28 protein-coding genes are annotated in these 23935 nt (G+C 60.1%); 14 read left to right on the plus strand and 14 right to left on the minus strand.

Going from position 1 to position 23935, the window contains the following annotated elements:
* Positions 1 to 63: 63 nt before the first annotated feature.
* From algW to V6F91_RS21190, 3 genes are all read left to right on the plus strand, one after another.
* The gene (gene algW, locus V6F91_RS21180; protein WP_203420766.1) at positions 64 to 1221 is read left to right on the plus strand and encodes a Do family serine endopeptidase AlgW; all 1158 of its coding nucleotides are present in this window, start codon (positions 64 to 66) and stop codon (positions 1219 to 1221) included.
* A gap of 88 nt (positions 1222 to 1309) precedes the next feature.
* A complete protein-coding gene (locus V6F91_RS21185) occupies positions 1310 to 3415 on the plus strand; it encodes a TonB-dependent siderophore receptor (RefSeq protein ID WP_332767869.1) in 2106 nt (701 codons plus the stop codon).
* A gap of 12 nt (positions 3416 to 3427) precedes the next feature.
* Positions 3428 to 4147 (plus strand): DUF4198 domain-containing protein, encoded by a 720-nt coding sequence (locus V6F91_RS21190; RefSeq protein WP_332767871.1) that lies wholly within the window; start codon positions 3428 to 3430, stop codon positions 4145 to 4147.
* Between the two features lie 193 nt (positions 4148 to 4340).
* On the opposite strand, the gene hisC is transcribed toward V6F91_RS21190, so the two are convergent.
* The 10 genes from hisC to V6F91_RS21240 form a co-directional block, all read right to left on the minus strand.
* Positions 4341 to 5393: a histidinol-phosphate transaminase gene (gene hisC / locus V6F91_RS21195; protein ID WP_332767873.1), complete on the minus strand. Its 1053-nt coding sequence runs from the start codon at positions 5391 to 5393 to the stop codon at positions 4341 to 4343.
* 2 nt (positions 5394 to 5395) lie between these two features.
* Positions 5396 to 6733, minus strand: a complete 1338-nt coding sequence (gene hisD / locus V6F91_RS21200) for a histidinol dehydrogenase (protein WP_090281793.1) — start codon at positions 6731 to 6733, stop codon at positions 5396 to 5398.
* Positions 6734 to 6858: 125 nt separating this feature from the next.
* Positions 6859 to 7494, minus strand: a complete 636-nt coding sequence (gene hisG, locus V6F91_RS21205; RefSeq protein ID WP_007967226.1) for an ATP phosphoribosyltransferase — start codon at positions 7492 to 7494, stop codon at positions 6859 to 6861.
* 128 nt (positions 7495 to 7622) lie between these two features.
* Positions 7623 to 8888: a UDP-N-acetylglucosamine 1-carboxyvinyltransferase gene (gene murA, locus V6F91_RS21210; protein WP_332767877.1), complete on the minus strand. Its 1266-nt coding sequence runs from the start codon at positions 8886 to 8888 to the stop codon at positions 7623 to 7625.
* Between the two features lie 22 nt (positions 8889 to 8910).
* Positions 8911 to 9150: a BolA family protein gene (locus tag V6F91_RS21215; protein WP_093104663.1), complete on the minus strand. Its 240-nt coding sequence runs from the start codon at positions 9148 to 9150 to the stop codon at positions 8911 to 8913.
* A gap of 116 nt (positions 9151 to 9266) precedes the next feature.
* Positions 9267 to 9572 (minus strand): STAS domain-containing protein, encoded by a 306-nt coding sequence (locus V6F91_RS21220; RefSeq protein ID WP_332767880.1) that lies wholly within the window; start codon positions 9570 to 9572, stop codon positions 9267 to 9269.
* Positions 9569 to 10222 (minus strand): ABC transporter substrate-binding protein, encoded by a 654-nt coding sequence (locus tag V6F91_RS21225; RefSeq protein ID WP_332767882.1) that lies wholly within the window; start codon positions 10220 to 10222, stop codon positions 9569 to 9571. The genes V6F91_RS21220 and V6F91_RS21225 overlap by 4 nt, the downstream gene beginning before the upstream one ends.
* An 11-nt stretch (positions 10223 to 10233) precedes the next feature.
* Entirely contained in the window at positions 10234 to 10701 is a 468-nt protein-coding gene (gene mlaD, locus V6F91_RS21230) for an outer membrane lipid asymmetry maintenance protein MlaD (RefSeq protein ID WP_016771673.1), read from the minus strand.
* The gene (gene mlaE, locus V6F91_RS21235) at positions 10701 to 11498 is read right to left on the minus strand and encodes a lipid asymmetry maintenance ABC transporter permease subunit MlaE (RefSeq protein ID WP_090281787.1); all 798 of its coding nucleotides are present in this window, start codon (positions 11496 to 11498) and stop codon (positions 10701 to 10703) included. The genes mlaD and mlaE overlap by 1 nt, the downstream gene beginning before the upstream one ends.
* Positions 11498 to 12307, minus strand: a complete 810-nt coding sequence (locus tag V6F91_RS21240; RefSeq protein ID WP_090281786.1) for an ATP-binding cassette domain-containing protein — start codon at positions 12305 to 12307, stop codon at positions 11498 to 11500. The genes mlaE and V6F91_RS21240 overlap by 1 nt, the downstream gene beginning before the upstream one ends.
* Positions 12308 to 12582: 275 nt before the next feature.
* Here V6F91_RS21240 and V6F91_RS21245 point away from each other — a divergent pair, with 275 nt between their 5' ends.
* From V6F91_RS21245 to V6F91_RS21290, 10 genes are all read left to right on the plus strand, one after another.
* Positions 12583 to 13557 (plus strand): KpsF/GutQ family sugar-phosphate isomerase, encoded by a 975-nt coding sequence (locus tag V6F91_RS21245; protein WP_090281785.1) that lies wholly within the window; start codon positions 12583 to 12585, stop codon positions 13555 to 13557.
* Positions 13557 to 14081, plus strand: a complete 525-nt coding sequence (locus V6F91_RS21250) for an HAD family hydrolase (RefSeq protein ID WP_332767887.1) — start codon at positions 13557 to 13559, stop codon at positions 14079 to 14081. The genes V6F91_RS21245 and V6F91_RS21250 overlap by 1 nt, the downstream gene beginning before the upstream one ends.
* A gap of 8 nt (positions 14082 to 14089) precedes the next feature.
* A complete protein-coding gene (gene lptC, locus V6F91_RS21255) occupies positions 14090 to 14662 on the plus strand; it encodes an LPS export ABC transporter periplasmic protein LptC (RefSeq protein WP_090281783.1) in 573 nt (190 codons plus the stop codon).
* On the plus strand, positions 14649 to 15194 hold the full coding sequence (lptA, locus tag V6F91_RS21260; RefSeq protein ID WP_090281782.1) for a lipopolysaccharide transport periplasmic protein LptA: 546 nt from the start codon (positions 14649 to 14651) through the stop codon (positions 15192 to 15194). The genes lptC and lptA overlap by 14 nt, the downstream gene beginning before the upstream one ends.
* Positions 15194 to 15919, plus strand: coding sequence for an LPS export ABC transporter ATP-binding protein (lptB, locus tag V6F91_RS21265; protein ID WP_008085069.1), 726 nt, complete (start codon positions 15194 to 15196; stop codon positions 15917 to 15919). The genes lptA and lptB overlap by 1 nt, the downstream gene beginning before the upstream one ends.
* 186 nt (positions 15920 to 16105) lie before the next feature.
* Positions 16106 to 17599 carry an RNA polymerase factor sigma-54 gene (locus V6F91_RS21270; RefSeq protein ID WP_332767892.1) on the plus strand — a complete coding sequence of 498 codons (1494 nt, stop codon included), beginning with the start codon at positions 16106 to 16108 and terminating at the stop codon, positions 17597 to 17599.
* Between the two features lie 73 nt (positions 17600 to 17672).
* Entirely contained in the window at positions 17673 to 17981 is a 309-nt protein-coding gene (gene hpf, locus V6F91_RS21275; RefSeq protein ID WP_090281780.1) for a ribosome hibernation-promoting factor, HPF/YfiA family, read from the plus strand.
* 11 nt (positions 17982 to 17992) lie between these two features.
* The gene (ptsN, locus tag V6F91_RS21280) at positions 17993 to 18457 is read left to right on the plus strand and encodes a PTS IIA-like nitrogen regulatory protein PtsN (RefSeq protein ID WP_093104677.1); all 465 of its coding nucleotides are present in this window, start codon (positions 17993 to 17995) and stop codon (positions 18455 to 18457) included.
* 2 nt (positions 18458 to 18459) lie between these two features.
* On the plus strand, positions 18460 to 19317 hold the full coding sequence (gene rapZ / locus V6F91_RS21285) for an RNase adapter RapZ (protein WP_332767895.1): 858 nt from the start codon (positions 18460 to 18462) through the stop codon (positions 19315 to 19317).
* A gap of 15 nt (positions 19318 to 19332) precedes the next feature.
* Entirely contained in the window at positions 19333 to 19608 is a 276-nt protein-coding gene (locus tag V6F91_RS21290) for an HPr family phosphocarrier protein (RefSeq protein ID WP_090281777.1), read from the plus strand.
* A 35-nt stretch (positions 19609 to 19643) separates the two neighbouring features.
* Here V6F91_RS21290 and V6F91_RS21295 read toward each other — a convergent pair whose 3' ends face one another.
* The 4 genes from V6F91_RS21295 to pmbA form a co-directional block, all read right to left on the minus strand.
* Positions 19644 to 20537, minus strand: coding sequence for a ZIP family metal transporter (locus tag V6F91_RS21295; protein ID WP_332767898.1), 894 nt, complete (start codon positions 20535 to 20537; stop codon positions 19644 to 19646).
* Between the two features lie 30 nt (positions 20538 to 20567).
* On the minus strand, positions 20568 to 21179 hold the full coding sequence (locus tag V6F91_RS21300) for a superoxide dismutase (protein WP_332767900.1): 612 nt from the start codon (positions 21177 to 21179) through the stop codon (positions 20568 to 20570).
* A gap of 1 nt (position 21180) precedes the next feature.
* The gene (locus tag V6F91_RS21305) at positions 21181 to 21621 is read right to left on the minus strand and encodes a hypothetical protein (RefSeq protein WP_332767902.1); all 441 of its coding nucleotides are present in this window, start codon (positions 21619 to 21621) and stop codon (positions 21181 to 21183) included.
* Positions 21622 to 21938: 317 nt separating this feature from the next.
* The gene (gene pmbA, locus V6F91_RS21310; protein WP_423815346.1) at positions 21939 to 23285 is read right to left on the minus strand and encodes a metalloprotease PmbA; all 1347 of its coding nucleotides are present in this window, start codon (positions 23283 to 23285) and stop codon (positions 21939 to 21941) included.
* A gap of 108 nt (positions 23286 to 23393) precedes the next feature.
* Between pmbA and yjgA the strand changes: the two genes are divergently transcribed.
* Complete coding sequence (yjgA, locus tag V6F91_RS21315) at positions 23394 to 23918, plus strand: ribosome biogenesis factor YjgA (RefSeq protein WP_090281772.1); 525 nt, start codon at positions 23394 to 23396, stop codon at positions 23916 to 23918.
* Positions 23919 to 23935 lie beyond the last annotated feature (17 nt).

Raw genomic sequence — 23935 nt, forward strand, 5'->3', positions numbered from 1 at the left:
TCGTATAATGCGCGACATTATGGGCGGTCTGACCCCGCCTGCAACTTTTCCAGGACGTGCTTAATGCTCAAGGCGCTGCGTTTTTTTGGCTGGCCGCTGCTGGCCGGTGTGCTTATCGCTCTGCTGATTATTCAGCGTTACCCCGAGTGGGTCGGGCTGCCGAGCCTCGACGTCAACCTGCAACAGGCGCCGCAAACCACCAGCGTGCAACAAGGGCCGGTGTCGTATGCCGATGCGGTGTCCATCGCCGCACCGTCGGTGGTCAATCTGTACACCACCAAAGTCATCAACAAACCGGCGCATCCGCTGTTCGAAGATCCGCAATTCCGGCGCTTCTTCGGTGACAACTCGCCGAAACAGAAGCGCATGGAGTCGAGCCTCGGTTCCGGGGTGATCATGAGCCCGGAAGGCTACATCCTGACCAACAACCACGTGACCAGCGGCGCCGACCAGATTGTCGTGGCGCTCAAGGATGGGCGTGAAACCCTCGCCCGCGTGATCGGCAGCGACCCGGAAACCGATCTCGCGGTGTTGAAGATCGATCTGAAAAACCTGCCGGCGATCACCGTCGGCCGTTCCGACAACATTCGCATCGGTGACGTCGCGCTGGCTATCGGCAACCCGTTCGGCGTCGGCCAGACCGTGACGATGGGCATCATCAGCGCCACCGGGCGCAACCAATTGGGCCTGAACAATTACGAAGATTTCATCCAGACCGACGCGGCGATCAACCCGGGCAACTCCGGCGGCGCGCTGGTGGATGCCAACGGCAACCTCACCGGCATCAACACGGCGATCTTTTCCAAATCCGGCGGCTCGCAGGGCATCGGTTTTGCGATTCCGGTGAAGCTGGCGATGGAAGTGATGAAGTCGATCATCGAGCACGGCCAGGTGATTCGTGGCTGGCTGGGCATCGAAGTGCAGCCGTTGACTCAGGAACTGGCCGAATCGTTTGGCTTGTCCGGGCGCCCGGGCATTGTGGTGGCGGGGATTTTCCGTGACGGTCCGGCGCAGAAAGCAGGCCTGCAACTGGGCGACGTGATTCTGAGTATCGATGGCGAGCCGGCCGGTGATGGCCGCCGTTCGATGAATCAGGTGGCGCGGATCAAGCCGACTGACAAGGTGACGATTCAGGTGATGCGCAACGGCAAAGAGTTGAAGCTCACCGCTGAAATCGGTCTGCGCCCGCCTCCTGCACCGGTGAAAGAAAAAGAAGAATAAAAGTTTATTCGCGCCAATGGCACGAATAACAGACATTCTCAACAGGCATGTTATATTGTTTCAATTCTGACAATTGGAACAACATAACATGTCGTCTCGCACAAAGGCCTCGCTGCTCGGCCTGACCCTTGGCTTGCTCTGCGACCCCGCTTTCGCCGATGAGCCGCAGCCGGTTGAGCTGGAAGCGATCAGCGTCGTTTCCGACTATGAATCGGCTACCGGCCCTGTCAAAGGCTACCGCGCCACGCGCTCTTCCAGCGCGACCAAAACCGACACCGCGATCCGCGATATCCCGCAAGCCATCAGCGTCGTTCCCGCCAGTGTGCTCAAGGATCTGGGCAGCAGCAGCGTCGAGCGGGCGCTGGATTTTGCCGGCGGCGTGTCGAAGCAGAACAACTTCGGTGGCCTGACGCTTTACGAGTACAGCGTGCGCGGCTTCACCACGTCGGAGTTCTACAAGGACGGCTTCAGCGCCAATCGCGGCTATCCGAGCACGCCGGATGCCGCCAATAGTGAACGTATCGAAGTGCTCAAGGGGCCCGCCGCCAGCCTGTATGGCCGAGGTGATCCGGGCGGCACGGTGAACATAGTGACGAAAAAGCCGCAGCCCGAAGCGTTCACGACCCTGCAGACCAGCGCCGGCAGCTGGGATCGCTATCGCACCGCGCTGGACGTCAACACCCCACTCGATGAGCAGGGCGATGTGCTGTCGCGCATCAACCTCGCGGTCGAAGACAACCATAGCTTTCGCGATCACGTCGACAGCAAGCGCGTGTTTGTTGCGCCCTCGATCAGTTGGCAATTGAACCCGGATACTTCGCTGCTGGTGGAAAGCGAGATCGTCCGGCACAGCTCGACCTTCGATCGCGGCATCGTTGCACCGAACAATAAATGGAGCGGTGTCTCGCGCTCGACCTTTCTCGGCGAACCCGACGACGGCAACATCGACAACCACAACAATTTGCTCCAGGCCAGCCTCGAACATCATCTCAATGATAACTGGAAACTGCGCCTGGCCAGTCATTACAAGGAAGGCAAACTCTGGGGCGACGCCTCGGAACAGCGGGCGCTGAACGCCGACGGCCACACCGTCAACCGCCGCTATCGCGAGCGCGACACCCACTGGCATGACAGCATCACCCAACTGGAACTGCGCGGCCTGTTTGACCTCGGCCCGTGGCAACACGAGTTGCTGATTGGCACCGAGTACGAAAACTTCCGCAAGAACGAACGCGTCACCACCCTCGCTGGCGGCCCCTACGCCATCGACATCTATGACCCGGTCTACGGCCAGCCAAAACCCGCCGGCGCCCGCTCGGGCACTGACTTCTTCGAACACGTCGAAAGCCATGCACTAAATCTGCAGGACCAGATCATTTTCACCGACAAGCTGCGCGGGATGATCGGCGCGCGCTTCGAACATTTCGATCAGCACATCGATGATCACAGCCGCAACGCAACCAGCAATCAGCGTCACGACGCTCTCACCCAGCGCGCCGGCCTGCTCTATCAACTGACGCCAGGCACCGGTCTGTTCGCCAACGCCTCGACCTCGTTCAAACCGAACAACGGCCTCGACGCCGCCGGCAAATCATTCGACCCGGAAGAAGGTGTCGGCTACGAGATCGGTATCAAGAACGAATTGCTCGACGAACGCGTGAGCAGCACCCTCGCCTTCTTTCACATCGACAAGAAAAACGTCCTCGCCCTCGACCCGGGCACCGACACCAGTCGTGCCATGGGCAAGGCGCGCAGCCAGGGCTTCGATCTGCAAGTGACCGGGCAAATGACCGATGCGGTGCGGGTCATCGGCGCGTTTGCCTACATCGATGCCGAAGTCACCAAGGGCGACGCGACGATCCCCACCGGCAGCCGCATCCTCGGCGTGGCCAAACGCAGTGGCAGCCTGCTCGGCGTGTATGAATTTCAGGATGGCCACCTGCGCGGCTCGGACGTTGGCGCAGCGTTCACCTATGTCGGCGACCGCTCGGGCGAATCCGGCAGCGACTTCGAATTGCCGGCTTATCACACCGTCGACCTGCTCGCCCATTACAAGGCCAGCGACAACGTCACGGTCGGCCTGAACCTGAACAACCTCTTCGACGAAAAGTATTACGAGCGCTCCTACAGCAACTACTGGGTCAACCCCGGCGAGCCGCGCAACGTCACCGTCAGCCTGACACTCAACCTGTAAAAGGACGTCACCATGCAATACGGCAAAACCTTCGCACTGATCGCCGCCCTGTTCGCCGGGCAGGTATCGGCCCACGGTCTGTGGACAGAAGAACGGCGCGGCAACATCGAAGTGGTCTACGGTCACGGCGCCGAAGACAACGCGTTTAAAGCACAGAAGATCAGCGGTGCCTGGGCCTATGATGCGGGCGGCAAAATGATTCCGGTCAGCGTTGAACGCTTGCCAGACCACGCCCGCTTGAAACCGTTGAAGTCACCGGCGGTTCTGGCCGTTGCCCTGAACAACGGCATGTGGTCGCAAACTGCGGATAAGAAGTGGGTCAACGAAGGACGCAGCAAAGTGCCGGGCGCCGTCGAAGCGACCGAAACGTTCAAATACAGCCTGGCGATTTATCAGCCAGGCGCGAAGCTGCCGAAGCTTGAGCAGATCAAACTGTTGATCCTGCCGGAAGTGGATCCGCTGACCGTTGGGCCGGGAAACTCATTGCCGGTGCGGGTATTGCTCGAAGGCAAACCGGCGGCCGGGGTCAAGTTGATTGGCGACTATCGCAGTGCACCGAACACGCTGAGCACCGAGACCGACAAGGATGGCCGCGCGCAGGTATTGGTGCGGAATGAAGGGTTGAATGTGATTGCGGCGCAGGTTGAAGTGCCAGTGAAGGACAGCGCGGATGTGGACAGCCGCGGGTTGTTCACGTCGCTGACCTTCCTTGGCGAGCCGCATCACGAATAAAAGCACACCCTCACCCCAGCCCTCTCCCGGAGGGAGAGGGCGCCGACCGAGGCGTCTGGCGTCATACATCGACCTGAAAATCCGAGTCGATTATGGATTCAATACAAATCGCTCAAGTCGGTGAACCTCTGCAATATTCCCCATTCGGTCCCCTCTCCCTTTGGGAGAGGGTTAGGGTGAGGGGCTTTTGCTTTTAGAGGTCGCCGAGGCCTTCGATCAACGCCTGATTCTGCTCCGGCGTCCCAATCGAGATCCGCAAAAACTGCGCAATCCGCTCCTGCTTGAAGTGCCGCACGATCACGCCCTGCTCGCGCAGTTTGGCCGCCAGCCCCGCCGCGTCGTGCTGCGGATGCCGGGCGAAGATGAAGTTTGCCGCTGATGGCAGCACTTCAAAGCCCTTGGCCTGCAGCTGCTCAACCACCCACTCACGGTGCTCGATGACCAGCCGACAGGTCTTGTCGAAATACTCGCGATCTTCAAACGCCGCCGCCGCGCCGACATTCGCCAGACGATCCAGCGGATAAGAGTTGAAGCTGTTCTTGATCCGCTCCAGCGCCTCGATCAGATCCGGATGACCGACCGCCAGCCCGACGCGCAGGCCAGCCAGCGAGCGCGACTTGGACAGGGTTTGCGTGACGAGCAGGTTTGGATAGCGATCTACCAGGGTGATCGCCGTCTCGCCGCCAAAATCGATGTACGCCTCGTCAACCACCACCACCGAATCCGGGCTGGCCTTGAGGATTTGCTCGACTGCCTCCAGCGCCAGCAGGCAGCCGGTCGGCGCGTTCGGGTTGGGGAAAATGATCCCGCCGTTGGGTTTTGAGTAGTCGGCCGGGTCGATCTGGAACTGCGCGTTCAGCGGCACCGCGTCGAACTGGATGCCGTACAGACCGCAATAGACCGGATAAAAGCTGTAGCTGATGTCCGGGAACAACAACGGCTGATCATGCTGGAACAGACCGTGGAAGATGTGCGCCAGCACTTCGTCCGAACCGTTGCCGAGAAACACCTGATTGCTTTGCACGCCGTAGTAACCGGCCACGGCATTTTTCAGCAGATCGCTGTTCGGGTCCGGGTACAGGCGCAGGTTGTCGTTGAGTTCGGTCTGCATCGCCGCCAGGGCTTTTGGCGACGGGCCGTACGGGTTTTCGTTGGTGTTGAGCTTGACCAGGCGGGTCAGCTTCGGCTGTTCGCCCGGCACATACGGCACCAGATCCTTGACGAACGGGCTCCAGAATTTACTCATGCTCATTCCCCCTGCCCTTTCAGAAAGTCCTGGTCTTTGATGCGGTATTCGGCGCTGCGCGCGTGGGCGCTCAGCGATTCACCACGGGCCAGCACCGAGGCGGTTTTGCCCAACTCAGACGCACCGGCCTCGGAGCAGAAAATGATCGATGAACGCTTCTGGAAGTCATACACGCCCAGCGGCGACGAGAATCGCGCGGTGCCGGAGGTCGGCAGCACGTGGTTCGGGCCGGCGCAGTAGTCACCCAGCGCTTCGGAGGTGTGGCGCCCCATGAAGATCGCCCCGGCGTGGCGGATCTGCGGCAGCCAGGCTTGCGGATCAGCGACCGACAGTTCCAGGTGCTCCGGAGCGATGCGGTTGGCGACTTCGATGGCCTGGGCCATGTCGTTGACCTGAATCAGCGCGCCGCGGCCGTTGATCGAGGTCTCGATAATGGTCGCGCGGTCCATGGTCGGCAGCAGTTTGTCGATGCTGGCGGCGACCTTGTCGAGGAACTCGGCGTCCGGGCTGACCAGGATCGCTTGCGCGTCTTCGTCGTGCTCGGCCTGGGAGAACAGGTCCATGGCGATCCAGTCCGGGTCGGTCTGACCGTCGCAGACCACTAGGATTTCCGAAGGGCCGGCGATCATGTCGATGCCGACCTGACCAAATACGTGGCGTTTGGCGGTGGCGACATAAATGTTGCCCGGCCCCACCACCTTGTCGACTTGCGGCACGCTTTCGGTGCCATACGCCAAAGCGGCAACGGCTTGCGCGCCGCCGATGGTGAACACGCGGTCGACGCCGGCGATGCACGCGGCCGCCAGCACCAGCTCATTGATCTCACCGCGCGGCGTCGGCACGACCATCACCACTTCGGTGACGCCAGCCACTTTCGCCGGAATCGCGTTCATCAGCACCGAGGACGGGTACGAGGCCTTGCCGCCCGGTACATAGAGTCCGGCGCGATCCAGCGGCGTGACCTTCTGGCCGAGCACAGTGCCGTCGGCCTCGGTGTAGCTCCAGGAATCCTGCTTCTGTTTTTCGTGGTAGCTGCGCACCCGCGCCGCGGCTTTTTCCAGCGCTTCACGCTGCGCCACGGTGATGCGGGTCAGGGCCAGTTCCAGGCGCTCGCGCGGCAGGATCAGGTCAGCCATCGAGGCGACTTCAAGGCCATCGAATTTCTGGGTGAACTCGACCAGCGCCGCGTCACCGCGCTCGCGCACCGCCTTGATGATGTCCAGCACGCGCTGATTGACCGAGTCGTCAGACACACTTTCCCAGCTCAGCAGATGATCCAGATGATGCGCAAAATCCGGGTCAGCAGCGTTGAGTCGGCGAATTGCAGTCGGTGCGGTCATAGCGAGAGCCTCATAGGAATTGGCAAAAACTCAGGCGCCCGAAACTAGCATTCGATCCGCTTGGGCACCTGAGAATTCTGGCTATGAGGCGGATAGACGGCGCGGCCTCGGGCCGCGCTGGTAGATCAGCCGCGGTGTCGCGATTCCACTGCGTTGCGCAGGGTGTCGATCAACGCCTGGATTCGGGCGTGTTGCATTTTCATCGAAGCCTTGTTAACCACCAGACGCGAGCTGATCGTGGCAATCAGTTCCTGGGGTTCCAGGCCATTGGCGCGCAAGGTGTTGCCGGTGTCGACCACGTCGATGATCTTGTCGGCAAGACCAATCAGCGGCGCCAGCTCCATCGAGCCGTACAGCTTGATGATGTCGACCTGACGGCCCTGCTCGGCGTAATAACGCTTGGCGACGTTGACGAACTTGGTCGCTACGCGCAGACGGCCCTTGGGCTCGGCGGCGCCAATCTTGCCGGCGGTCATCAGTTTGCACTGGGCAATCTGCAGATCCAGCGGTTCGTACAGGCCCTGGCCGGTGTATTCCATCAACACGTCTTTACCTGCGACGCCGAGGTCGGCCGCGCCATGCTCGACATAGGTCGGCACGTCGGTGGCCCGCACGATCAGCAGACGCACATCGTCCTGGGTCGTGGGGATGATCAGCTTGCGGCTCTTGTCCGGATTCTCGGTCGGCACGATGCCCGCTTCAGCGAGAAGCGGCAGCGTATCGTCGAGGATGCGGCCCTTGGACAGTGCGATGGTCAACATGGGAAACGTCAGTCCTTATCAAGGTACTCATGCCCGGTCGTAATTGGCGCCGGACACACATCGAGGGTGCGCACACCCTCGACTCGAAACGAATTCAGTGGACACGTCCGTGTGTCCCGATGCAGCAATCAGCCCGGAACGCGACGGATCTTGGCGCCCAGCATCTGCAGTTTTTCTTCGATGCACTCGTAACCACGGTCGATGTGGTAGATGCGGTCGATCAGCGTATCGCCTTCGGCAACCAGCGCCGAGATCACCAGACTGGCCGAAGCACGCAGGTCGGTGGCCATCACTGGCGCGCCCTTGAGTTTTTCGGTACCGGTAACGATGGCGGTGTTGCCTTCAACCTGGATTTTGGCGCCCATGCGGTGCAATTCGTACACGTGCATGAAACGGTTTTCGAAGATCGTCTCGATCACCGCACCGGTGCCTTCGGCAATGGCGTTGAGCGAGATGAACTGTGCCTGCATGTCGGTCGGGAAAGCCGGGTACGGCGCGGTGCGCACGTTGACCGCTTTCGGACGCTTGCCGTGCATGTTCAACTCGATCCAGTCTTCACCGCAGGTGATTTCTGCGCCGGCTTCACGGAGTTTTTCCAGCACCGCTTCAAGAATGGTCGGATCGGTGTCCTTGACCTTGACGCGGCCACCGGTGACGGCAGCGGCGACCAGGTAGGTGCCGGTTTCGATACGGTCAGGCATGACCTTATAGAAAGCCGAACCCAGACGCTCGACGCCATCAATGGTGATGGTATCGCTGCCGGCACCGGAAACCTTGGCGCCCATGGCGTTGAGGAAGTTCGCCAGATCGACCACTTCAGGTTCGCGGGCGGCGTTCTGCAGCACGCTGCGGCCCTTGGCCAGAGCAGCGGCCATCATGATGTTCTCGGTACCGGTCACGCTGACGGTATCGAAGAAGAAGTGCGCACCGCGCAGGCCACCCTCAGGCGCCTTGGCCTTGATGTAGCCGCCTTCGACGTCGATCACCGCGCCCATGGCTTCGAGGCCACGGATGTGCAGGTCGACCGGACGCGAACCGATGGCGCAACCGCCAGGCAGGGCGACTTCGGCCTCACCAAAACGGGCGACCATCGGGCCCAGTACCAGAATCGACGCACGCATGGTTTTCACCAGCTCGTACGGGGCGATCAGGGTCTTGATGGTACGCGGGTCGATTTCGACGCTGAGCTTTTCGTCGATCACCGGCTCGATACCCATGCGCCCGAACAGCTCGATCATCGTGGTGATGTCGTGCAGGTGCGGCAGGTTGCCAACAGTCACCGGGCCATCGCACAGCAGCGTGGCGGCCAGGATTGGCAGAGCAGAGTTCTTCGCGCCGGAAATGCGGATCTCGCCATCAAGACGCGCGCCACCGGTAATAATCAATTTATCCATTAGTATCTCGACGCCCTAGGGCTCAGGTGCGCTCGGCCCAGGCCGCGCGGCTGAAAAATTTCATGGTGACCGCGTGGATGCTGCCATCAGCGATCCATGGGTTCAAATGGGCATAGATGCTTTGCTGACGCTTGACCGGGCTCAACGCCGCCAGTTCATCGCTAATCACGTTCAGCTGGAAGTTGCAGCCTTCGCCTTCAACTTCTACCTGAATTCCTGGCAGCTTCCCTTCAAGGAAGTTTTTCACTTCTACGGCCTGCATGCTCAACCTCAATCGGCGCCCTGTGCGCACGGGTCGGACATCATACAAAAAAGCCCCGCGCCTGCGAACCCCGCAATGCAGGACTCTGACGGGGGGCTTTTGTTGCGGATGCGGAATCAGTGTGCCGCGAACAGCTCGGTCAATTCGCTGACCTCGGCAATTTCGCGCATGTCTTCCGGCATGGCGCGGATGCTGACAGCCTTGCCCGCCGCCTGCGCGTCGCGCATGAAGCACAGCAGCAACGACAGGCCGACGCTGCTGGACTTCTTCACCGCCGAGCAATCGATGACCAGCGATTTCGCCTTGCTCGACTTGATCAGCGCCTGGCCTTCCCTTCTCAGGTCCGGCCCGGTGCGATAGTCCAGCACGCCACTGAGCAGAAGCTCATCGACATCACTCATACGCACTGCCGCCTCACTCATTGCGCTGGCTTCGCAGCAGCTTTGTCGGTTTCCTGCTTGGCCTTGGCCACTTCACCGGCCCAGCCATCGATGGTCTTGTCCAGATCGTTGCCATTGCGCTGCATCGCGTCAGCGAACTGATCACGGAACAGTTTGCCGATGTTGATGCCGTTGATGATCACGTTGCGCAGTTTCCACTCGCCGCCGATCTTTTCAAGCGTGTACTGCACTGGATAGATCGCGCCATTGCTGCCCTTGACGGTCATGTTGACGCTGGTGCGGTCACCCGATTCGTCTTTGGCCGGGTCAACAGTGATGCCCTGGTTGTTGTATTCCAGCAGCGCGTTGCCATAGAACTGGAACAGGCCGCGCTTGAAGTTTTCCTGAAAGCGCTGCATCTGCTCAGGCGTAGCCTTGCGCGAATACTTGACGGTCATGATGCTCTTGGAGATGCCCTCGGCATCCACCACCGGGCCGACAATGTTATTCAGCGCCGCATAGAAATCCTGCGGATCCTGCTTGTACTTCTCTTTGTTGGCCTGCAGGTCCGCCAGCATCCGGTTGGTGGTGTCCTGAATCAGATCGTGTGCGGATTGCCCAGGTGCCGCGTTAGCCAGCAGTGGCAGTGCCGCGAGCAACACCAACAGGCTACGTCGCAAGGTAGAGATCATTCAAAAGCTCCTCATTTGGCGTCTTTGCTAACGGTGTTGAGCAGGAATTTACCGATCAGGTCTTCCAGTACCAGAGACGACTGCGTGTCGTGGATGGTTCCGCCATCCTTCAACTGGGTGTCTTCGCCGCCGACGCTGATACCGATGTATTTCTCGCCCAGCAGACCCGCGGTAAGGATAGACGCTGTGGAATCGACAGGCAGGTTGTCGACCTTTTTGTCCACTTGCAGCGTGACCCGACCGGTGAAGCTGTCGCGATCCAGATCGATTGCCGTGACCTTGCCGATAGTTACGCCGGCCATGGTCACTTTGGCTCTGACCGTCAAACCGGCGATATTGTCGAAATACGCATAAAGTTTATAAGTGTCGGTGGACGAAGTCGGAGACAGGCCACTGACCCGCAAGGCGAGCAGCAGCAAAGCCAGAATCCCTGCCAGCAGGAACAGGCCGACACCGATTTCCAGGGTGCGGTTTTGCATCAGAAATCTCCAAACATCAAAGCGGTCAGAATAAAGTCCAGGCCGAGCACTGCCAGCGAGGCAAACACTACGGTCTTGGTGGTGGCACGACTGATCCCCTCGGAAGTGGGCTCACAGTCATAGCCTTGGAATACGGCGATCCAGGTGACGACGAAGGCAAAAACGATGCTTTTGATGATGCCGTTGAGCACATCACTGGTGAAGGTCACGCTGTTCTGCATGTTCGCCCAATACGAGCCTTCATACACACCCAACCAGTCGACCGCCACCCACGAACCGCCCCAGATGCCCACCACGCTGAAAATCATCGCCAGCACCGGCAGGGAAATGAAACCGGCCCACAGACGCGGGGCGATGATGTACTTGAGCGGGTCGACGCCGATCATTTCCAGGCTCGACAGCTGCTCGGTCGACTTCATGTTGCCGATCTCGGCGGTCAATGCCGAACCGGCACGCCCGGCGAACAACAATGCGGTCACCACCGGCCCCAGTTCACGCAACAGGGTCAAGGCAACCATTTGCCCGACCGCCTGCTCCGAACCGTAGCTCGACAGGATGCTGAAGCCCTGCAACGCCAGGACCATGCCGATGAAAATCCCCGAAACGACGATGATCACCAGCGACATGACGCCGACTGAATGCAGTTGTTTGACCAGCAGGCTGAAACCGCCGCTGATGCCGCCGCGTCCCAGCAGGGCATGAAACAGGAACAGCGTGGCGCGCCCGAACACCGCAACGGCGTCGATCGCCGTTTCGCCGAATCGGCGCACGCGCTCTATCAATGAAATTCTGCGCATCAACGCTTCCCCAGAAGATCTGCGCGGTAATCCGTCGCTGGAAAATGGTACGGCACCGGGCCATCGGGATCGCCGGTCATGAACTGGCGGATGCGTGGCTCGTCCGAATTCATCAATTCGTCCGGAGTCCCCTGCCCCAGTACCTGGCCGTCACCGACTATATAAAGGTAGTCGGCAATGCTCGCGGTCTCGGCCAGATCGTGGGACACCACGATACTGGTGATGCCCAGCGCATCGTTGAGCAGACGGATCAGGCGGACCAGCACGCCCATGGCGATCGGGTCCTGGCCGACGAACGGTTCGTCGTACATGAGAATCTGCGGATCGAGCGCAATCGCCCGGGCCAGCGCGACGCGGCGCTTCATGCCGCCCGACAGCTCGTCCGGCATCAGCTCGATGGCTCCGCGCAAACCGACCGCCTGCAATTTCAGCAGGACGATGTCGCGGATCATTTCTTCCGGCAACTCGGTATGCACGCGCAGGGGGAAAGCCACGTTCTCGAACACATCGAGATCGGTGAACAGCGCGCCGCTCTGAAACAGCACGCCCATGTGCTTTCGCGCATCGAACAGATCACTGCGCGACAGGGTCGGCAGATTCTGGCCGTTGACCCAGACTTCGCCGCTGGCGGGGCGCAACTGGGCGCCCATCAACCGCAGCAGCGTGGTCTTGCCACACCCGGAAGGCCCCATGATGCCGGTGACCTTGCCGCGCGGGATGCGGATATCGACGTTATTGAAAATGCTGCGCGCACCGCGCTTGAAGGAGACTCCCTTCAGCTCGACCGCGTAGGCGTTATCGGCACTCATCTAAACTCCTTGCGATGCAGCCTCTCACTCGGACGCCTGTCTTTGGTTAAAAAGTACATACATCCCGGGCAGGCCGAACTGGCGGCGAACTATATCACTGCAACAGCCGCGCGCCCAAGGCTTGTGCCAGCCCGTATTCAGCGATGTGACAGGTCTGCAGCGGCTTTTTCCGGCTTTTGGTAACGAGGAATGACAAAGCACGACGAACTTGCGTGAGGCTTTGCAACATAACCGCTATAATCGCCGCCTTTTCATCGGGCTATACGATTTCTGACATGAGCCAATCCAGCGACCTGATTCAATCGGCACAACGCACCATCCGCCTCGAAATGGAAGCCGTACAAGGCTTGCTGCCCCATATCGACGCCGATTTCGTACGCGCTTGCGAGATGATTCTGGCCAGTAAAGGCCGTGTAGTCGTGGTCGGCATGGGCAAGTCCGGGCACGTTGGCAACAAGATCGCCGCGACCCTGGCCAGCACCGGTACCCCGGCTTTTTTTGTGCACCCGGCTGAAGCCAGTCACGGCGACATGGGCATGATCACCCGTGACGACGTGATTCTGGCCCTGTCGAACTCTGGCTCGACCAACGAAATCGTCACCCTGCTGCCGCTGATCAAACGCCTGGGCATCCAGCTGATCAGCGTCACCGGCAACCCGCAATCGCCACTGGCCAAAGCGGCCGAGGTCAATCTCAACGTACACGTCGAGCATGAAGCCTGCCCGCTGAACCTGGCACCGACCTCTTCGACCACCGCTGCACTGGTCATGGGCGATGCCCTCGCCGTGGCCTTGCTGGAAGCGCGCGGCTTCACCGCCGAAGATTTCGCCTTTTCCCACCCGGGCGGCGCCCTCGGTCGCCGCTTGCTGCTGAAAGTCGAAAACGTCATGCACGCCGGCCAGGAGCTGCCTCAGGTGCAACGCGGCACCTTGCTCAAGGACGCACTGATGGAAATGACCCGCAAGGGTCTGGGCATGACCGTCATTCTGGAAGCCGACGGCAAACTCGCCGGGATCTTTACTGACGGCGATTTGCGCCGCACCCTCGATCGCGCCATCGACATTCGCAGCGCCACCATCGACCAGGTCATGACCGCGCACGGCAAAACCGCGCGCCCGGAAATGCTGGCGGCCGAAGCCCTGAAAATCATGGAAGATCATCGAATCAACGCGCTGGTGGTCGTCGATGAGGAGGACCGCCCGGTCGGCGCCTTCAACCTCTCCGATCTGCTGCGCGCAGGAGTCATGTAATGAGCAACGAACTGCTGCAACGCGGCAAAGCAATCAAACTGGCGGTTTTCGATGTCGACGGCGTCCTCACCGACGGGCGCCTGTACTTCCTGGAAGACGGCAGCGAATTCAAGACTTTCAACACCCTCGACGGCCAGGGCATCAAGATGCTGATGAACGCCGGCGTGGAAACTGCCATCATCAGCGGTCGCAAGACGCCGGTGGTTGAGCGTCGAGCGAAAAACCTCGGCATCGCGCACCTGTTTCAGGGCCGCGAAGACAAACTGGTGGTGCTCGACGGCCTGCTCGAGCAACTGGGCCTAAGCTATGAACAGGTTGCCTACCTCGGTGACGACCTGCCTGACCTGCCGGTGATCCGCCGCGTCGGTCTGGGCATGGCCGTGGCCAACGCCGCCGACTTCGTCCGCGAACACGCCCACGGCGTGACCCGCGCCCGTGGCGGCGAAGGTGCCGCCCGCGAATTCTGCGAATTGATCCTGCGCGCCCAGGGCCGCCTCGATGCGGCCAATGCCGCGTACCTGTGAGCCAAGCCATGTTCAGTAAAAAATTTCGCACCTTCCTGCTGTTCGGCTGCATCGCGGCGATTTTCGCCGCGGTCGGCTACTGGAACATCAGCCCGGAACGCTTTCTCGACAAGCCGCCGGTCTCGACCGCCGAGAATCCGATCGACTGGTACGCGACCAATACGCATACCATTCAGTACCTGCCCGACGGCAAGGTGCAATACGAGATGACCTCGGACAAGGCCGAACACGTCAAGGCGACCGACATCACGCTGGTGACCAAACCGGATCTGAACATGTATCGCGGCACGGACTTTCCGTGGCACGTGACCAGTGAGCGCGGTGAAGTGAATTCCGGCGGCACGGAAGTGGAACTGATCGACTCGGTGCGCGTGAAGCGCACCGACGAAAAGAAACGCGACACCCTGATCACCAGCACCCGCATGACCGTGTTCCCGCAGCAGGAATATGCGCAGACCGCGCAACCCGTTAGAATCGAGGGCGCTGGCGGTGTGTCGACTGGCGTCGGAATGAAAGCGTACCTGAAGGACAGCAGGATACACCTGCAATCGAACGTAAGAGGACAGTATGAGGCTCGTTAAAACCCTCCCTATTTTGCTCAGTCTGGGCGCAGCACTGGGAAGCGTGAGCGCCTGGGCTCTGCCGAACGATCAGCAGCAACCTATCCGCATTCAGGCCGACGACGCCCAACTGGACGACAAGAACGGCATCGCTACCTACAAGGGTGATGTGATCATCACTCAGGGTTCGATGATCGTCAAAGGCAACACGGTGACCATCACCCGCACTCAGGCCGGTGACATTGACGTGGTGACTTCGGTCGGCAACCTGGCCTACTTCGAACAGCTGCAGACCGCCGGCGACACCAAGCCTGTACAAGGCTGGGGCGTGACGATCCAGTACCACGCCGCGCAGAATCGCGTCGTCCTGATCGACAAGGCCAAAGTTGTCGACAAGGACAACAACACGACGCAAGGCGAGAAAATCGTCTATGACACCGTGAAGAAACTCGCCAGCGCCGGTCGCGCTACCGGCAGCAAGGTCACCGAGGCGCGTCCGCGCATCGACATGGTGATCCAGCCGAAGAAGAAAACCGACGAGAAAACCCAGTAATGGCAACTCTGAAAGCTCAGCACCTGGCCAAGGCCTATAAAAGCCGCCAGGTCGTGCGGGACGTCAGCCTGTCGATCGACAGCGGCCAGATCGTCGGGCTGCTTGGCCCGAACGGCGCCGGCAAGACGACCTGCTTCTACATGATCGTCGGTCTGGTTCAGGCCGATCAGGGTCGGGTGCTGATCGACGATCTGGACGTCAGCCACCAGCCAATGCACGGCCGCGCGAAAGCCGGCATCGGCTATCTGCCGCAAGAAGCGTCGATCTTCCGCAAACTGTCGGTGGCCGACAACATCATGGCCATCCTCGAGACCCGTCAGGAACTCGACAAGGCCGGTCGCCGCAAAGAGTTGGAGAGCCTGCTGCAGGAATTCCACATCAGCCACATTCGCGACAACCTCGGCATGAGCCTGTCGGGTGGTGAGCGGCGCCGGGTGGAAATTGCCCGCGCCCTGGCCACCGCACCGAAATTCATCCTGCTTGACGAGCCGTTCGCCGGTGTCGACCCGATCTCGGTTGGCGACATCAAGCAGATCATTCACCATCTCAAGGCCAAGGGCATCGGGGTGCTGATCACCGACCACAACGTACGCGAGACGCTGGATATCTGCGAAACCGCTTACATTGTCAACGACGGTCAATTGATCGCCGAAGGTGACGCCGAGACTATCCTGGCCAACGATCTGGTGAAGGAAGTGTATCTGGGTCACGAGTTCCGCCTGTAAGCGCGAGCTGTTCGACAAGCTGCGCGGGGGCTGTATCGATCAAGCCGTTTTTTTATAGCGCTTAATTGTTACAGCGCTCTAGGCAAACACTTCAGTTTCAGGCATATAATTTGCTTAAGTTTGGCGCTTCGGCGCCCTGTAGTGGATGGCGCATAGCGCCGGCGAATAAGGTGTTAAGCCCCTGCCATGAAACCATCGCTAGTCTTGAGAATGGGCCAGCAGCTGACGATGACACCGCAGCTGCAACAGGCCATCCGCCTGCTCCAATTGTCGACCCTGGATCTGCAACAGGAAATCCAGGAGGCTCTGGAATCCAACCCGATGCTCGAACGCCAGGAAGAAGGCGACGACTTCGACAATTCCGATCCGCTGGCCGACAACGTCGAGCAAAAGCCCAACACCGACATTCAGGAACCCTCTTACCAGGAAGCCGCGCCGACGGTAGACAACCTCGACGATGGCGAATGGAGCGAGCGCATCCCCAACGAGCTGCCGGTCGACACGGCCTGGGAGGACGTTTACCAGACCAGCGCCAGCAGCCTGCCGAGCAGCGACGATGACGAGTGGGATTTCACCACCCGCACTTCCGTTGGCGAAAGCCTGCAAAGCCACCTGCTGTGGCAATTGAACCTGGCACCGATGTCCGACACCGATCGCCTGATCGCGGTGACCCTGATCGATTGCATCAACAATCAGGGCTATCTGGACGAAACTCTCGAAGAAATCCTCGACGCTTTCGATCCGGAACTGGACATTGAACTGGACGAAATCGAAGCCGTCCTGCACCGCATCCAGCAGTTCGAGCCCGCGGGCATCGGCGCTCGCAACCTTAGCGAATGCCTGCTGCTGCAACTGCGCCAGTTGTCGGCAAAAACGCCATGGCTGGCAGAGGCCAAACGCTTGGTCAGCGACTATATCGACCTGCTTGGCGGCCGCGATTACAGCCAGTTGATGCGGCGCATGAAGCTCAAGGAAGACGAGCTGCGCCAGGTCATCGAGCTGGTGCAGAGCCTCAATCCACGCCCGGGCTCACAGATCGAGTCCACGGAAGCCGAATACGTCGTACCTGACGTTATCGTGCGCAAGGACAACGAGCGCTGGCTGGTCGAGCTGAACCAGGAATCGGTACCGCGTCTGCGCGTCAACGCTCAGTACGCCGGTTTCGTAAAACGTGCCGACACCAGCGCCGACAACACCTTCATGCGCAATCAGCTCCAGGAAGCTCGCTGGTTCATCAAGAGCCTGCAGAGCCGCAACGAAACCCTGATGAAAGTCGCCACGCAGATCGTCGAGCATCAGCGCGGTTTTCTCGAGTATGGCGACGAAGCCATGAAACCGCTGGTCCTGCATGACATCGCCGAGGCGGTGGGCATGCACGAATCGACGATTTCCCGGGTGACCACACAAAAATTCATGCATACCCCGCGCGGTATTTATGAGCTGAAATACTTTTTCTCCAGCCACGTCAGTACCTCCGAGGGCGGCGAATGCTCGTCCACGGCGATCCGCGCGATCATCAAGAAACTGGTTGCCGCGGAAAATCAGAAAAAGCCGTTGAGTGACAGCAAGATCGCTGGTTTACTGGAGGCACAAGGCATTCAGGTGGCTCGCCGCACCGTCGCCAAGTACCGCGAATCCCTCGGAATCGCGCCTTCGAGCGAACGCAAGCGGTTGATGTAAGCCACGTTACAGCGTTCCAGTGGCAGGCTTTTCGGCCTGCCGCTTTATGCACTGGCAACGAAGGAGAAGCTGTATGCAAGTCAACATCAGTGGACACCAACTGGAAGTGACCGAACCTCTGCGCACCTACATCGGCGAGAAACTCGACCGGCTGGAGCGGCATTTCGACAAGATCACCAACGTGCAAGTCATATTGAATGTCGAGAAGCTCAAGCAGAAAATCGAAGCCACGCTGCATATTCCCGGCGGAGAAGTAGTCGCCAATGCCGAGCACGACGACATGTATGCTGCCATTGACCTGCTGACCGACAAGCTGGATCGCCAACTCAAAAAGCATAAGGAAAAGACCCAGAGCCTCCTCCAGGGCGCGACCGGTCGTTAACACCCTCATCCATGATCCGACTTGAAACCATCCTGACCCCCGGCCGTTCCCAAGTGAACGCGCCGGGCGGCAGCAAGAAAAAAGCCCTCGAACAGATTGCCAACCTGATCCACCGCGAAGTGCCGGATCTGGCGATGCAGGATGTCTTCGAGGCGTTGGTCGCCCGTGAAAAACTCGGTTCCACCGGTTTTGGCAACGGCATCGCCATCCCCCACTGCCGCCTCAAGGGTTGCGACGCGCCGATCAGTGCGCTGATGCACCTCGAAGCCCCGATTGATTTCGACGCCATCGACGGCGCCCCGGTAGACCTGCTGTTCGTGTTGCTGGTCCCGGAAGCCGCCACCGATGCGCACCTGGAACTGCTGCGCCAGATCGCCAGCATGCTCGATCGCAAGGAAGTGCGTGAAAGACTGCGCAGCGCGCCAAGCAACGAAGCCTTGTACCAGGTTGTACTGGACGAGCAGAACGGGCATTAATCATGCGCTTGATCATCGTCAGTGGCCGCTCGGGCTCGGGCAAGAGTACTGCGCTGAATGTCCTTGAGGATAACGGCTACTACTGCATCGACAACCTCCCGGCCGGTTTGCTGCCGGAACTGGCCGAACGTGCGCTGATCCACACCGAACTGGCGCAGCCGCTCGTCGCGGTGTCGATCGATGCACGCAATCTGCCGAGTCATCTGTCGCGTTTCCCCGAATTGCTCGAAGTGGTGCGTGCCAAGCATATCCAGTGCGATGTGCTGTACCTGGACGCCGACGAAGAGACCCTGCTCAAGCGTTTTTCCGAGACGCGCCGTCGCCATCCGTTGAGCAACGCCAATCGTTCACTGGCCGAGGCGATTCACGATGAAACCGCCCTGCTCGGCCCGATCGCCGACCTGGCTGACCTGAAAATCAACACCACCCACCTGAACCTGTACCAGCTGCGCGACACGTTGAAGTTGCGCCTGTTGAATCAGCCTGAGCCGGGTACGGCGTTTCTGGTCGAATCATTCGGTTTCAAGCGCGGCATGCCGGTGGATGCGGATCTGGTCTTCGATGTCCGCTGCCTGCCCAATCCGTACTGGAAGCCGGAGTTGCGCGAGCAGTCCGGTCTCGATGCACCGGTTGCCGAGTATCTGGCGCAACAGCCGGATGTCGAGGAAATGTACCAGGACATCTACACCTATCTGCACAAGTGGCTGCCGCGCTTTGCTGCGAGTAATCGCGCCTATGTGACCGTTGCCATTGGCTGTACCGGCGGGCACCACCGCTCTGTCTACCTGACCGAACGTCTGGGTCAGGCCCTGCAGAAAACCTTGAAAAACGTCCAGGTCCGCCACCGCGACCTCACCTAAAGGATCCACACCGCGATGCCTGCTCGTGAAATCGAAATCATCAACAAACTCGGTTTGCATGCCCGAGCGTCCGCCAAGTTTGTCGGCGTGGCGGGCAAGTTTCCGGAGACTACGATCAGAGTAGGCCGTACACCCGAGACCACGGTGGATGGCAAAAGCATCATGGCGATGATGATGCTCGCGGCAGGCAAGGGCACCAAGATCCATTTGAGCACCGAAGGCGAACAAGCCGAGGAAGCCATGGACGCCTTGGTGGCGCTGATCAACAACTACTTCGATGAAGGTGAATAAGTCTGTTGCGACGGAGCATTCTTCGTCGCGACAACTCAACCCAACGCCGTATCCATCACCATCATCAGACAGAACCCGGTCAGCAAACCAAGGCTCGCGAGCTTGTCATGACCATGGCGCCGCGATTCCGGGATCACTTCGTGAGTCACCACCAGCAACATCGCCCCCGCCGCCAGCGCCAGCCCCAATGGCAGCAACACCTGCGCCAGGCTGACCAGCCACGCGCAAAGCAGCGCAAACACCGGCTCGACCAGACCTGACGCCGCGCCGATCAGAAACGCCCTCACCCGTGACATCCCCGCCCCGACCAATACCAGTGCGATCACCAGACCTTCCGGCACATCCTGTAAAGCGATGCCCATGGCCAGGCTGTCGGCGTCCGGCATGCCGCCGGCGGCAGAAACGCCGACGGCCATGCCTTCCGGAATGTTGTGGGCAATGATGGCGAATACGAAAAGCCAGATCCGCGGCGGGATCGCCGGACGCTCGAGGGTGCCGACAAGCATTTGCGGGGAAGCACCGGAGACCTTGCGGTCGACCAGATACAGGCCAAACGCGCCGAGCAGGATGCCGAAGCAGATCAGGCCACTGGCGCCCCAAGGTGTCAGACCGAGGCTTTCGGCCGCGGCAATGCCCGGCACGATCAGCGAAAACGCGGTCGCCGCCAGCATTACCCCGGCACCAAAACCCAGCAAGGTATCGCTGAGCGCCTGCGGCATCCGCCGGATGACCAGCACCGGCACCGCGCCAAGCGCCGTGCCGAGGGCGCACAGAGCACCGCCCTGAAGTGCACGCAGCAAACGCGGTTCCAGATTCAGCCACTGCAGCCCGTGAGCTACGAGTAAGGTCGCGCCCGCCAATAGCAACAGCGATCCCACTGCGTAACGAAACAGCCGTCCACTACCGATCGCCAGTGTTTCCGTGCCCATAATCTGCCCTGGATGGTTTTTATAGAAGGCTTAAACCAGTGCGGCCTGATAGCGCGCCGCGACTTCAGGCCAATTGATCACGTTGTAGAACGCATTGATGTATTCCGGACGGCGGTTTTGGTAGCGCAGGTAGTAGGCGTGCTCCCAGACATCGAGACCGAGGATCGGCGTGTTGCCGCTCATCAGCGGGCTGTCCTGATTGCCGCTGCTCTCGACGAGCAGTTTTTTCTCCGGGGTGACGCTGAGCCAGGCCCAGCCACTGCCGAAACGAGTCAGCGCAGCCTTGGTGAATGCCTCCTTGAAACTGTCGAGGCCACCCAGTTGCTCATCGATAGCCTTGGCAAGCGCGCCATCCGGTTTGCCGCTACCGCCTGGCAACATGATTTCCCAGAACAGGGAGTGGTTAGCATGGCCTCCGCCCTGGTTGATCACCGCCGCCCGCAGTTTTTCCGGGAGTTGCCCGACGCTGGCGACCAGTTTCTCCACCGGCCACTCGGCATATTCGGTGCCTTCTACCGCGGCGTTGAGATTATTGATGTAGGTCTGGTGATGTTTGGTGTAGTGGATTTCCATGGTTTGCGCATCGATGTGCGGTTCCAGGGCATCGTAGGCGTAAGGCAAGGCAGGCAAGGTAAAAGCCATTTCAATGGACTCCATAGTGGTGTGAAGCAGGCGCCCGGCGTGCATTGCTGGTATGCGGGTGCAGCAGGCGTTGGGTGCGCGGGTATTCGCCGTGTTCGCTGATGAAATTCAGCAGCTCGACGTAGGTCTTGCTGCTCTGACGCAATGCTGCTTCCCGCAGGGCCGGGCGCAGCCGTTCGTCCTGCATGGTCTGCAGCAGTCGCTGATGAATGGCGCACAGGTATTCGGCGCTCTCCTCGGGCTGATTCAGGCGCAGGTGCAGATCCGCGAGGTTGTGGTGAGAGATGACGCAGGCCGCCACCGCTTCGTCGGCGTCCGCCCAGCGCTCGAACAACACTTGCGCCAAGGCCAGGGCTTGCAGATACGCCTCACGGGCGTCGATCAATTCGCCGAGCATAAAGCAGCGATTGGCCCGTTCGATCGTGCGTTTCCAGTGCTCCATGGTGAGCCTCCAAAGCGGTTACGGGGTTTACACGCCGCCGGCGGTGAGCTTTTAGGGGTTGAGTAGCTCTTCCAACGGCCAGATGGGATTAATTATTAAATGATAATAAGACGCAACACAAGCACGCCAGCTATGGAGATTTTAGGGGTGGGAGCGAGCCTGCTCGCGAAAGCGGTGTATCAGAAAAAGAATTTTTGGCTGACACACCGCTTTCGCGATCAGGCTCTCTCCCACAAGCGATCTGTGGCGAAACCAACAAAAAAGGCGCGTCATCCAGTGCGGATGACGCGCCTTTTTGCTCGGCAGATTCCGGAGCGTCAGCTACCCGCGACGGTCATCCGCTCAATCAACACCGAACCGGTGCGAATGTTGCTGCGCAGCTCCAGATCATTACCGACGGCAACGATCTGCTTGAACATGTCGCGCATGTTGCCGGCGATGGTCACTTCCTGCACGGCGAACTGAATCTCACCGTTCTCGACCCAAAAACCGGCCGCGCCACGCGAGTAGTCACCGGTGACCATGTTCAGACCATGGCCCATCAGCTCGGTGACCAGCAGTCCGCGGCCCATGCGTTTCAACAGCGCCGCCTGGTCTTCATCGCCATGGGTGACGAACAGGTTGTGCACGCCACCCGCGTTGGCGGTGCTCGGCATTCCGAGTTTACGACCGGAATAGGTACCGAGGATGTACGAAACCAATTCGCCGTTTTCGACGAACGGTTTGGCGTAGGTCGCCAGACCGTCACCGTCATACGAAGCGCTGCCCATGGCGCGCATCAGATGCGGACGCTCGTCGATGGTCATCCACTCCGGGAACAGTTTCTGGCCCAGCGTGCCTTCGAGGAATGACGATTTGCGATACAGACTGCCGCCGGATACCGCCGAGAGAAAGCTGCCGAACAGACCACCCGCCAGCTCAGCGGAAAACAGCACCGGCACCTCGCAGGTCGGCACCGGACGCGCACCGAGACGGCTCGCCGCCCGTTGCGCGGCTTTTTGACCGATGCTCACCGGGTCGGCCAACAGCGTGCCCTGGCGATTGACGTCATACCAGTAATCACGCTGCATCTGGCCGTCAGCTTCAGCGATCATCACGCAACTCAGGCTGTGCCGTGTCGACGCGTAACCGCCGATGAAGCCGTGGCTGTTGCCGTACACGCGGCAGCCCTGATGGGTGCTGAGGGTGGTGCCGTCGGCGTTCTTGATACGCGGGTCGGCATCGAATGCCGCTGCTTCACACAGCAAGGCCTTCTCGATCGCCTGCTCCGGGGTGATATCCCACTCGTGGAACAGATCGAAGTCGTGCTGCTCCTTGGCCATCAGCGCTGCATCGGCAAGGCCCGAGGCTTCGTCTTCGGAGGTGTGTCTGGCAATGGCCAGCGCGGCGGCGACAGTCTCGCGAATGGCGTCCGGGCCGGTCGCCGAGGTGCTGGCCGAGCCCTTGCGCTGGCCGACGTACAAGGTGATGCCAAAGCCCTGATCACGGTTGAACTCGACCGTTTCGACTTCGCGCTGGCGCACCGACGTCGACAAACCCTGTTCCAGCGACACCGCGACTTCGCAGGCACTGGCGCCCTGACGCTTGGCTTCGGCGATGATCTGCTCGACCTGTTCCTGCAGTGCCGGCAATGCCTGCGGGCCGACGCTTTGAACTGCACTCATGCTCATCTCCACTCAAATTCTGCTTTCGGCTGGGGCCATCGAGCGACCGGGCCGGACAAGCGGCCCCCGACTGGTTATCATGGCGGCGTTTCTTTGCGGACTGCCACCATGGTTGATTCTTACGACGACTCCCTCGATACGGGAGAAAAAAGCAAATCTCAGGTCAAACGCGAGCTGCATGCTCTGGTTGACCTCGGCGAGCGCCTGACCACACTCAAGCCTGACTTGATCGCAAAACTGCCATTGACCGACGCCCTGCGCCGGGCGCTGGCCGATGCGCCCAAGCACACCGCGAACATCGCGCGTAAACGGCACCTGCAGTTCATCGGCAAACTGATGCGCGATCAGGACACTGACGCGATTCTGACCTTGCTCGATCAACTCGATGCCTCGACCCGTCAGTACAACGAGCGTTTCCACAATCTCGAACGCTGGCGCGACCGCCTGATCGGCGGCGATGACGCCGTGCTGGAGAAATTTGTCGTCGAGTACCCGGACGCCGATCGCCAGCAATTGCGTTCCCTGATCCGTCAGGCTCAGCACGAGGTTGCGCAAAACAAACCTCCTGCTTCCAGCCGCAAGATCTTCAAGTACATCCGTGAGCTGGACGAAACTCAACGCGGCCTGCGCTGATCTTCGCCACCGGGTGG

Origin of the sequence: Pseudomonas koreensis (assembly GCF_036668835.1) — a bacterium.
GTDB classification, from domain to species: Bacteria; Pseudomonadota; Gammaproteobacteria; order Pseudomonadales; family Pseudomonadaceae; genus Aquipseudomonas; species Aquipseudomonas koreensis_I.